The organism is Caulobacter sp. D5, assembly GCF_003185805.1.
Taxonomy (GTDB): domain Bacteria; phylum Pseudomonadota; class Alphaproteobacteria; order Caulobacterales; family Caulobacteraceae; genus Caulobacter.
Genome location: NZ_QHJY01000290.1, coordinates 1 through 10,494, shown reverse-complemented (window position 1 = coordinate 10,494; position 10,494 = coordinate 1). Strand labels below are relative to the sequence as shown.

Sequence of the window (10,494 nt, the reverse complement as noted above, 5' to 3'; positions counted from 1 at the left end):
CCCCGCCTCCAGCCTGGCCGCTCGCGACTGGTCCCACGGCCAGCCGGGCGCGACGACGACCAGGCGGCTGAACACGCCAGGCGGCCGCGGCTCGGCCGGCGGCGCGTTGCCCGCTTCGATAGCGGCGTCGATCAGGCTGAGATCGATGCGAGGGATCATGGCGCGGTCTCCCGGCATTCGCCGACGACGGCGTCGAACAAGCAGCCTCGGTTCTCGTCGACATCCAGGCGGGCCAGGGCGATCAGCCGCCCTTCGCCCCCCTGCTCGATCGCCACCGCCCTTAGCCGGGAACCGCTCCCCGTCCAGTCCGACCGGCGCGCGCCGCGGTCGTCGACATAGGCGAAGCGCGCCGATTGGGTCTTCAACGGCCAACGGGCGGACACGCCGTCGCGCCCCGAGATGGTGACGACCGCCCCCCGGCGCGCTTCGTCGATGCGCGCGCCGCAGACGCCGCCGCCGCAGGCGAAGGAAAGGCTCTGCGGAGACCCTGAAAAAGCAAGGTCGGCATCACCGCCGAACGGCCCCTGGCCGTCGAGAAGACGGTCCAGCGCCAAGTCGACAGCGGCTCCGCGCGCCAGATCGTCGTGGGCCACCTCGGCGGGGCGCTGCTGGACGGAGATCGCCGTCACCGCCAGGCCCAGCCCGCCGATGGCCAGGCCCAGCACGGTCATCGCCGCCAGGGCCTCGGCCAGGGTGTAGCCGTCATCCGCCATGGGCCGCCTCATCCAGGCAGGTATCGAGGGTCTCCAGCACGTAGGGCCGCTTGCCTCCACGCGGCCTGACCTCGGCGCGCCGCGTACAGGGCCCGCCCAGGCCCGGTTCGACCGTCCCGACCATCCGCGCCTCGACTCGCCAGGGATAGGGCGTCTCACCGCGCCAGACCCCGAGCCGGCCACGCGTGGCTTCGACCCGTTCGCGCAGCACGAGATCGGCCTGGCGGGTCTCGAGGGCGAGGCGGGACATCTTTCCGGCGACCTGGATGGCGGCCAGGACGAGCGCGAGCGTCGAAGCGAGCACGGCGATCGCCACCAGCGCATCCGCCAAGGCGTACCCCTCTTGGCCCGCATCACTCTGTCGATCATTTGACGCACGTTCGCTCAACTTCGAGCCGCGCAAGCGCCCCCGCCTGTCACAACCGCAAATCCCTAGCATGCCGGCCCGCCGCCCGAATAGCCGCCATCTGACGTTGTGAGCTGAATTGCGCTCTCAGCCGACATAAGCGCAAGATGCAACTACGTTTGCCGATTGCCGTTGGGCCCGGTTTCGCGCATCGAGTTCAGGATCATGCGGGGACCTTTGGACTTCATGGCGTCTGATGACGTTCGTTTCAGCGCCCTGGCCGCGGCGCTGGCCCTCGTCGGACATGTCGCGCTCGCGGGCCTGCTGCTGTGGCGCTGGAATGAAGCGTCGGTCGATCTCAAAGCAAGCAGCGTTCAGGTAACCTTGGTGGCGGCGGCCGGGGGAGAGGCCGAATCCGCGGCCCCTTCCAGCCGCCCCCCGTTTCGCTCGCCGGCCTCGGCCGCCGCCCCGGCCGCTTCCAGCGATCTTGGGGAAACCGGGCGCCGCCTGGACGACCTGCTGGGTCACGCCAGCGCTGCGGAACGCGCGCCCTCGCCCGCTCCATCGAGCGCCCCCGCCTCGAACGCGCAGTCGTCAGGGGCGAATGGGGCGCCTGGCCTGAAGGCCGGCGAGGGGCTGGCCGGCATTGACGTCTTCGCGGGCGCGGCCCTGCCGATCGTGGGAACACGCCCGGCAAACCCTTCGGGCCGATTCTGGAACCAAGTGGAGGCGTGCTGGCGATCGCCGGGGCGGCTATCGGTGGTGCTGCTGGTGGAACTTGACGTCAGGGGCGGTGTGTCGCGCCTGCAGGCGATCCGACCTCAAGGCCAAGTGATCGACGGTAGCCGTTTGGCCGCCGAACGCTCCGCGGCGCGCGCGATAGAGGCGTGCGCGCCATATATAGGCTTGGGCGCGGGGCGCGAACGTCTGGAATTCAGGCCTTAGCGCCTAACCCCCCTCAACTGCCTGCTACGACAACGACTTCTGTGCGGTTGCCCGCAGCGTCGTATTTGTAGGCGACGATCCGGCCGTTGGAATAGGTGGCCTGGATCAGCCGTCCATAGACATCGTACTTGTACGGGATCGTCTCGGCGACGGAGGCGCCCGCAAATGCGAGGCCGGCCAAAAACGCGACCACCAGGACCTTCGACTTCATTCGCCCCTCCCGCAGAGTTCGAGCGCGCCCGGCGGCAGCCATAGATTGCCTGGGCGCAAAGCACCTCTTTTGGCGGCGCTTGCATGCTCGCAAGTCAAGCGCATCCCAAGGCTCTGCCGGAGAGGGTCGCACCGCTATTTCGCGCTTGGGATCTTGGCCAGGTCGGCGTCGGTGGCCGCCTGCGCCCTGGCCTGATCGCAGAACTGACGTTTCCGGTCCTTTGAACCCGGCCACGACGGCCAGGCCGAGCCGCGGTAACAGCGCCGTCTGGCGAACACGGCGCAGGCTTTTCCACCGACATCCCGATCCAGTTCACCGACGGTAAGGCCACGCTTTAGCGAAACTCGTTTGTGCTGGCCCTGGCGGACGGCCATGCCACGAGGCCTGCCTCAGCAAGGACGCCGCCGTCATGACCGGGATCGCCCTCCCCTCCCACCAAACCCGCCGCGCCATGCTCGGCCTGACCGCCGCCGGCCTGGTGGCGGCCTGCGCGCCGAAGGTCACCAAACCCGCCGGCAAGCTCCTGGTCGGCGACCAGCGTGGCGGCTCGCGCCTGGTGCTGGCCGGCGCCGGCAAATTGGACGACACGCCCTATCGCATTGAGTGGTCGCAGTTTCCCAACGCCGCCCCGCTGCTGGAGGCGTTGAACGCGGGCGCCATCGACACCGGCATAGGCGGCGACTCCGCCTTCATCTTCGCCATCGGATCGGACGCCAGGATCAAGGCGATCGGCGCCCAGATCAGCCAGGGCATGGGCCCCGCCATCGTCGTTCGCGGCGGCTCCGCCGTTCGGGACTTCAAGGACCTGGCCGGCAAGACGATCGCCACGCCGCGCGGCTCGATCAGCCACAACCACGTGCTGGGCATACTGGAGGCCAACGGCCTGCCCTACGACGCGGTGAAGTTCGCGTTTCTTTCGCCCAACGACGGCCGCGCCGCCTTCCAGGGCGGGTCGGTCGACGCCTGGGCGATCTGGGACCCGCATATCGCGCTGGCCGAAAGCCAGGGAGCCAGGATCCTGACCGGCAGGCAGGACGAGGATCCCGGCTATACCCTGATGTTCGGCCGCGACGGGGCCATCGCCGAAAAGCCGGGCTATCTGCGCGACTACCGCGACCGCCTCTATGAGGGCTGGACCTGGGCGGCCAGGAACCGGACGGCCTATGCGGAGGCCATGTACCGCGACACCGGCATGGATCCGGGGATCCTGAAGACCATGATCGGCCGCACGCAGCGCCTGCCCGCCCAGATCGACGCGAACCTGATCGCCGTCGAGCAACGCACCGCCGACCGCTATCTGAGAGCCGGCGTCATCGCCAAGCGGATCGATGTCGCCAAGGGTTTCGACATGCTCGCCTGACGCAGGCCAGGTAAACACGCCGCCAAACTCGCAAGCGATATTTACCGCTCAAATCCTATTCATCGCACTCATGCAGCAGCAGACAAATAGTCGTTTGCTCAGCCCGACAACGCGCTGCCATTGAGACCCCCGCGCCGCTCCCAACACCGGCGAACACTCAAGCACAACCACGCCTGGAAAAATCCTGGCGGTTCTTCGATCGGGGGATCTCATGACGACCGCTCTTGCTCGGCGCGCCGCTGGCGCGCCGAAGCTGAAAGTCCTGCTGCTCACGGCCTGCGCCCTGCTGCCCGCCGGTCTGGCCGGCCAGGCGCTGGCCGCCAGCGCCAGCGACGCCTCCCCTGGCGCAGCCTCGACGCCCGACACCGCCCCCGACAACGCCCCCGACAACGCCGACGTCGCCGCGGTCGACGCCCTGGTGGTCACCGCCCGCTATCGCAGCGAAGACGTCCAGACCGTGCCGATCCCGATCACCGCCCTCGGCGGCCAGCAGCTGGAAGCGCTGGGCGGGACCTTCAATCTCAAGCAGCTGATGAGCCAGCTGCCCAGCCTGAACATCCAGGGCTTCAGCGGCCGCAACCAGACCACCACCATCCGCGGCATCGGCACCAATGCCGGCGGCACCAACGACGGCCTCGAACAGGGCGTGGGCCTCTATATCGACGGCGTCTACCGTCCGCGCACCGGCACGGCCATCACCGACCTGGTCGATGTCGAGAGCATCCAGCTGCTGCGCGGCCCGCAGGGCACGCTGTTCGGCAAGAACACCGTCGCCGGGGCCATCGACATCCGCACCCGCGAACCGTCGTTCACGCCGGAATGGCGCGGCGAGGTCTCGGGCGGCAACTACAAGTACCTGCGCGCCTATGGCAGCTACAGCGGGCCGATCACCGACAACCTGGCCGTCCGTGTCAGCTACCTGCGCAACGAGCGCGAGGGCCTCTACTACAACACCGTCTACAAGAAGCGCTGGGACAATCTCGACAACAACGCCTACCGGCTGGACCTGCTCTACAAGCCCAACGACGACTTCAAGCTGAGGGTGACGGCCGACTACAGCATCCAGAAGGGCAATATGGGCTTCAACGTGGTGACGGCCGTGCTGCCCACCACCAAGGCCAACGGCTCGGTCGTTCGCGGCTTCTACGAGAAGGCCGCCTCGGTCGGCTACACGCCCCTGGCCATCGACCCCTTCGCCCGCCAGATCGACCTCGACAACTCCCAGTTCGATCGCATGCCCAGCTGGGGCGTGCAGTCGCGCGCCGACTGGCAGGTGGGCGGCTTCACCCTGAGCTCGATCTCGGCCTATCGCGACTGGCGCTGGATCCCCAACTACGACGGCGACCAGATCGGGGCCAACGTCTCGACCCAGGGCATCGTCGACACCGTCCAGACCCAGTTCAGCCAGGAGCTGCGCCTGGTCTCGCCGGACGAACGCCGCCTGCAATACACCGCCGGCCTCTACTACTTCTGGCAGGAGGCCGACGACTGGACGACCTCGGCCTACGGCCGCGACGCCGCCAAATGGCTGCTGGGCCCGACCTATCCGGACGAGGTGCTGAACGGCCTGGCCTCGGTGGCGCACGTGGTGCCGGCCACCCACAGCTACGCCGCCTACGGCCAGGCGACCTGGAAACTGCGCCCCGACCTGCGGCTGACCGCGGGCCTGCGCTACACCTACGAAGAAAAGACCGGCCTCTACGACGCCAAGGTCGGCGGCTCGGCCGTCGCCATCGCCGACCTGCCCACGGCCTGGCAGGCCCTGGCGATCGCCGCCCGCGCCACCTATGCGCCGGTCAGCCGCTACGAGGCCGACTGGAACGGCGACAACGTCTCGGGCCTTCTCAGCGCCAGCTACGACCTCAGCGACGACGCCCACGCCTACGCCAGCTATTCGCGCGGCTACAAGTCGGCGGGCATCAACCTGGTGCGTCAGACCACGGGCGTAGACATCTTCGTCGCCCCCGAAAAGGTCGACGACTACGAGCTTGGGGTGAAGACCCGGCTGCTGGACCGTCGCCTGGAGCTGAACGCCAACCTGTTCTGGACCACCGACGAGAACTACCAGGCCAACTACGTCAACACGACGGTGAGCCCGGCGGTCACCTACATCGCCAACACCGGCACGCTTCGCTCGCGCGGGGTGGAGCTGGACGCCCGGGCGGCCCCCTTCACCGGCCTGACCGCCACCCTGTCGGCGACCTATAACGAGGCCCGCTATCAGTCGTACAAGAACGCCTCGGCCCAGTACCTGACCTCGTACCAGGGGGTGAAGGACCTGTCGGGAGCGGAGGCCTCGGGCGCGCCGCGCTGGACGGTGGCCGCGACGCTCCGCTACGCCAAGCCGATCACCCTGCCGGGCGGCGACGGCGGCGAGGCCTATATCGGCGGCGACTACAGCCACCGCTCGCACTTCTTCGCGGCCGTCAACGACGACATCTTCAGCCTTGTGCCCGGCTACCAGGTGTTCGGGCTGAACGGCGGCGTGCGGTCGGACAAGGGCTGGGACGTCTCGATCTGGGCGCGCAACCTGTTCGACGAGGAGTATTTCAACACCCTGTCGGTCAACGCCACCTACGGGATCGTCCAGGGTACGCTGGGCGAGCCGCGCACCTTCGGCGCGACCCTGCGGATCAAGCGCTAATCTCCGCATGAGCCCGGCCCGCACCTACACCGCCGCCCACTGGGGGATCTACGAGGTCGAGGCCGGGCTCGATGGCGCGCCCCCTCGCCTTTTTCCCCTGACCGGCGACAGCGATCCGTCGCCGATCGGCCTGGACCAGTTGGACCCGGCCACCCAGGCCCTGCGCATCGCCAAACCAGCGGTGCGCGAGAGCTGGCTGAACGGCGGACCGGGCTCACGGCCAGACCTGCGCGGCCGGGAACGCTTCGTCGAGGTGGACTGGGACACGGCGCTGGATCTCGTGGCGAACGAAGTCGGCGACGTGCGCGATCGCTTCGGCAACGAGGCGATCTTCGGCGGCTCCTACGGCTGGTCCAGCGCCGGGCGGTTCCATCATGCCCAGAGCCAGGTGCACCGGTTCCTCAACCTGCTGGGCGGCTATGTGCGCAGCGTCGACAGCTACAGCCTGGGCGCGGGCCGGGCGCTGATGCCGCACATCGTCGCCTCGATGGACGAGTCGAACCTTTCCCACACCTCGTGGGACGTGCTGGCCGAGCATACGGAACTGTTCGTGACGTTCGGCGGCGTGCCGCTGAAGAACACCCAGGTCTCGTCCGGCGGCTCGGGCCGGCACCGAACGCGCGACGGCCTGGCGGCCATGGCCAGGGCCGGAACGCGCTTCGTCAACATCAGCCCCGTGCGCGACAACCTGGAGACCGGCGGCCCGGTCGAGTGGATCCCGATCCGCCCCAACACCGACACCGCCCTGATGCTGGCCCTGGCCTTCGTGGTCCGCCAAGATCCGCGCTTCGACCGCGGCTTCATCGACCGCTGCACGGTCGGCTACGACCGCTTCGAGCCTTACCTGACAGGACAGTCGGACGGCGTCGCCAAGACCCCGGCCTGGGCGGAGGCGATCACCGGCGTGCCGGCCGCCCGCATCGTCGCCCTGGCCGACGAGATGCTGTCGGCCCGCACGATGATCAACGTCGCCTGGGCCCTGCAGCGCGCCGCCCATGGCGAGCAGCCGTTCTGGGCGCTGGTGACCCTGGCCTGCATGCTGGGTCAGATCGGCCTGCCCGGCGGCGGCTACGGCCTGGGATACGGCGCGATGAACACCCAGGGCAGCGCCCATGCGCGGCTGACGGGCCCGGTGTTTTCCCAGGGCCAGAACGCGGTGCCGGCCTTCATCCCCGTGGCCCGCATCGCCGACATGCTGCTGCAGCCCGGCGCGCCCTTCACCTACAACGGCGTCACCCACGCCTATCCCGACATCCAGCTGCTGTACTGGGCCGGCGGCAACCCCTTCCACCACCACCAGGACCTCAACCGCCTGAGCCTGGCCTGGCGCAAGCCGCGCAGCATCATCGTCCACGAGCAGTACTGGACCCCCGCCGCGCGCTTCGCCGACATCGTGCTGCCGGCCACCACCTCGCTGGAGCGCAACGACATCGGCTTCGCCGGCCGCGAGGGCTATTTCATCGCCATGAAGAAGGCGGTCGAGCCGCAGGGCGAGGCCCGCGACGACTACGCCATCTTCGCCGACCTGGCCGGTCGGCTGGGCGTCGGCGAGGCCTATACCGAAGGGCTCGACGCCGAGGCCTGGCTGCGGCGGCTCTATGACGAGAACGCCGCGCGCGTGGCCAAGGCCGGCTTCGACCTGCCCGCCTTCGACGCCTTCTGGGACCAGGGGCTGATCGATCTGGCGCCGCACGACCGGCCGCTGGTCATGCACGAGGCCTTCCGCGCCGATCCGGAGACCCATCGCCTGGGTACGCCCTCGGGCAAGATCGAGATCTTCTCCGAGCGCATCGCCGGCTACGGCCTCGACGACTGCCCCGGGCATCCGGCCTGGTTCGAGCCGTTCGAGTGGCTGGGCCACCCCGACGCCGCCCGCCATCCGCTGCACCTGCTGTCGGACCAGCCCAAGCGGCGGCTGCACGGCCAGCTGGACCACAGCCCCTACAGCCGGGCCGGCAAGGTGGCCGGGCGCGAGCCGGTCTATCTCAATCCCGGCGACGCCGCATCGCGGGGCATAGCCGACGGCGACCTCGTGGAACTCTTCAACGATCGCGGCCGCTGCCTGGCGGGAGCGATCGTCACCGACGACATCATGCCGGGCGTGGCCAGGCTGGCGACGGGGGCCTGGTTCGATCCAGGCGCGGACCTCGAGCGCAACGGCAACCCCAATGTGCTGACACTGGACAGAGGCTCTTCGGCCTTCGCTCAAGGCTGCGCGGCCCAGACCTGCCTGGTCGAGGTTCGACGGCATGAAGGGCCCGAGCCGGCGGTCGAGGTCTATGAACTGCCCGCGCTGCGTCCCGCTAGGTGGTTCTGAGGCCTGAGAACGCGCTCGGAGGCCGCCAGGGCCGCACGATCTCGAAGTGGCAAGTCGATCCGGCCTAGTGCCGTGGCGGCTCGAGAAGGGTCAGCAGCACGATCCCGACCAGAGCCGTCAGGGCCAGCGGGGTCATGGCGGCGACGACCGATCCCGCGCTGTCGCCCGCCTGCAAGAGCTGTCCGCCGACGAGAGGCCCAACGACGGCGCCCATCCGCCCCCAGGCGACGGCCGCGCCCGATCCCCTGCCCCGGGCCTCCGCCGGATAGTAGGAGGCCGCCGCGCCGTAGAGGGCGTAGTTGGCGCCCAGCACGAAGAAGCCGACCGCGCCGCTGAGGGCCAGCACCGCCGCCAGGCCGTCGGCTCGCGCCAGCAGCATCAGGCTCGCGGTCAGGCCGACATAGCCGGCGATCATCGGCCAGCGCAGGCCGAAGCGGTCGACCAGCCGTCCCAGGATCAGGGCGCCGACGACGCTGGCGAGGTTGAAGCAGGCCGAGGCCAGGCTGGCCTGGGGCGCGAAGCCCTTGGCGATGACCAGGGTCGGCAGCCAGTTGAGCACCAGGTAGAGGATCAGCAGGGTTGGAAGGAACACCAGCCACAGCAGCAGCGACGGCAAGGCGCGCCGCTCGCCGAACAGCGCCGCGCGGTTGACGACCATGTAGGCGATGATCACCGTCGGCAGGGTCGCCAGCCAGGGCGCCAAGCCGCGCAGCGATCCCAGGCCGGGAAGACCGCCCAACCATGTCAGGGCCAGGTAGGACAGGCCGTAGAGCGGGACCAGGCCCAACCACGTCCAGGCCGCGCTCTTGGCGGGCGACGATGCCGGTCGCGCGGTCTCCTTCATCAGCACCAGGATCAGCGGGGCCAGCAGCAGCGGCGCCAGGCCGCCGATCAGGAACAGGTGCCGCCAGTCGAGATGCGGGTTCAGCCAACTGACCAGGGCCACAAGCCCGCCGCCCAGCGGCATGCCGCAGAACATCATCGTGCCGGTCGAGCCGCGCTTGCCGGCCGGCGCCACCTCGGCGGCCAGGGCCATGATGTTGGGCAGGGCCGCGCCGAAGCCCAGCCCCGCGCCCAGCCGCGCGGCGAACAGCATCGAGAAGTCGTGGGCGAACATGGTCAGCAGGGTGAAGCCGCCGAAGCCGAGCACCGCACCGATCAGCACGGCCTTGCGCCCCAGGCGGTCGGCCAGCCAGCCGCCAAGCACCGCGCCCAGCACCAGCCCGATGTTGCTGGCGGCCAGGGCCTCGCCCAGCACCGCCTTGGCCAGGTGCAGCTCCGGCCCCAGCTTCGGCGCGGCCACGCCCATGGCCTGGATGTCGAAGCCCTCCAGCACGGCGACGAGGAAGCACAGCAGGACGGTGAGCGCCCCGCTTTCCATGGCCGGCCGGCGCGCGGCCTGCGATCCCGTGGTCATCGTTTCCTCCAGGCCCTTCGCGGGCGCTTGTTGTTTCTCAGGCCCCGTCAGGCGACCTTGAAGACGCCCAGCTCCACCCGACGCGGCCGTCGCGCGCCGGCGCTGACGAAGACGCTTTCGGTCAGCCACAGATACGGCCCCGGCCCGACCTCGAAGATCGGGGTGGCGCGGAAATAGTAGAGCGCCGGATCGACGTCCTCGCCAGCGGTCAGGCGGCGCACGACGTCGGCGTCGGCCCGGCGCACGCCGGTGTTGATGATCCCGATCGTCGCCCCGTCGCTCATCCGCACGGTGTAGCGGGCCTGCAGCAGGGTGACGCCGTCAGGCCGGATCGTCTGCCAGTCGGCGCCGCCGGGCAGCACCTCGCCCGACAGGCCCGGACCCGCAAGGCTGCCGCCGGTGATCGGGATCACCCGCCGACGGCCACCGCCGACCTCGCCCAGTTCCTGGGCAGGCCCGACCTCGACGGCGAGGTCGAAGACGTGCGCGAGAGCCGGCGGCGGGCTCGCCGCGACGGCCTGTGTCGCGCCGGCCAGGCCGG

Annotated in this window: 9 protein-coding genes; 4 read left to right on the top strand and 5 right to left on the bottom strand. The window is 69.6% G+C overall.

The window, feature by feature from the left end; all coding sequences use genetic code 11:
* Positions 1-155: 155 nt before the first annotated feature.
* Complete coding sequence (locus tag DMC18_RS18110; RefSeq protein ID WP_110133175.1) at positions 156-713, bottom strand: hypothetical protein; 558 nt, start codon at positions 711-713, stop codon at positions 156-158.
* A complete protein-coding gene (locus tag DMC18_RS18105) occupies positions 703-1,044 on the bottom strand; it encodes a hypothetical protein (RefSeq protein ID WP_110133174.1) in 342 nt (113 codons plus the stop codon). Before DMC18_RS18105 ends, DMC18_RS18110 begins: the two co-directional genes overlap by 11 nt.
* Before the next feature lie 261 nt (positions 1,045-1,305).
* Between DMC18_RS18105 and DMC18_RS18100 the strand changes: the two genes are divergently transcribed.
* Entirely contained in the window at positions 1,306-2,004 is a 699-nt protein-coding gene (locus DMC18_RS18100) for a hypothetical protein (RefSeq protein ID WP_146218124.1), read from the top strand.
* A gap of 13 nt (positions 2,005-2,017) precedes the next feature.
* Here DMC18_RS18100 and DMC18_RS18095 read toward each other — a convergent pair whose 3' ends face one another.
* On the bottom strand, positions 2,018-2,215 hold the full coding sequence (locus tag DMC18_RS18095; protein ID WP_110133172.1) for an RHS repeat domain-containing protein: 198 nt from the start codon (positions 2,213-2,215) through the stop codon (positions 2,018-2,020).
* A gap of 409 nt (positions 2,216-2,624) precedes the next feature.
* Here DMC18_RS18095 and DMC18_RS18090 point away from each other — a divergent pair, with 409 nt between their 5' ends.
* The 3 genes from DMC18_RS18090 (at position 2,625) to DMC18_RS18080 (ending at position 8,536) form a co-directional block, all read left to right on the top strand.
* Positions 2,625-3,575: an aliphatic sulfonate ABC transporter substrate-binding protein gene (locus DMC18_RS18090; RefSeq protein WP_110133171.1), complete on the top strand. Its 951-nt coding sequence runs from the start codon at positions 2,625-2,627 to the stop codon at positions 3,573-3,575.
* A 211-nt stretch (positions 3,576-3,786) separates the two neighbouring features.
* A complete protein-coding gene (locus DMC18_RS18085) occupies positions 3,787-6,219 on the top strand; it encodes a TonB-dependent receptor (RefSeq protein WP_110133170.1) in 2,433 nt (810 codons plus the stop codon).
* 7 nt (positions 6,220-6,226) lie between these two features.
* Entirely contained in the window at positions 6,227-8,536 is a 2,310-nt protein-coding gene (locus tag DMC18_RS18080) for a molybdopterin guanine dinucleotide-containing S/N-oxide reductase (RefSeq protein WP_110133169.1), read from the top strand.
* 64 nt (positions 8,537-8,600) lie between these two features.
* Here DMC18_RS18080 and DMC18_RS18075 read toward each other — a convergent pair whose 3' ends face one another.
* Together DMC18_RS18075 and DMC18_RS18070 are read right to left on the bottom strand one after the other, a co-directional pair.
* A complete protein-coding gene (locus DMC18_RS18075) occupies positions 8,601-9,953 on the bottom strand; it encodes an MFS transporter (protein WP_110133168.1) in 1,353 nt (450 codons plus the stop codon).
* Positions 9,954-10,000: 47 nt separating this feature from the next.
* Positions 10,001-10,494 (bottom strand): DUF3237 domain-containing protein (locus tag DMC18_RS18070; RefSeq protein ID WP_199232592.1); only part of this gene is annotated, 494 nt, incomplete at its 5' end.

What these genes read in the sequence shown, in the direction of transcription:
- DMC18_RS18110 (WP_110133175.1), bottom strand. Translation starts at nt 713, where the DNA reads ATGGCGGATGACGGCTACACCCTGGCCGAGGCCCTGGCGGCGATGACC.
- DMC18_RS18100 (WP_146218124.1), top strand. Translation starts at nt 1,306, where the DNA reads ATGGCGTCTGATGACGTTCGTTTCAGCGCCCTGGCCGCGGCGCTGGCC.
- DMC18_RS18095 (WP_110133172.1), bottom strand. Translation starts at nt 2,215, where the DNA reads ATGAAGTCGAAGGTCCTGGTGGTCGCGTTTTTGGCCGGCCTCGCATTT.
- DMC18_RS18090 (WP_110133171.1), top strand. Translation starts at nt 2,625, where the DNA reads ATGACCGGGATCGCCCTCCCCTCCCACCAAACCCGCCGCGCCATGCTC.
- DMC18_RS18085 (WP_110133170.1), top strand. Translation starts at nt 3,787, where the DNA reads ATGACGACCGCTCTTGCTCGGCGCGCCGCTGGCGCGCCGAAGCTGAAA.
- DMC18_RS18080 (WP_110133169.1), top strand. Translation starts at nt 6,227, where the DNA reads ATGAGCCCGGCCCGCACCTACACCGCCGCCCACTGGGGGATCTACGAG.
- DMC18_RS18075 (WP_110133168.1), bottom strand. Translation starts at nt 9,953, where the DNA reads ATGACCACGGGATCGCAGGCCGCGCGCCGGCCGGCCATGGAAAGCGGG.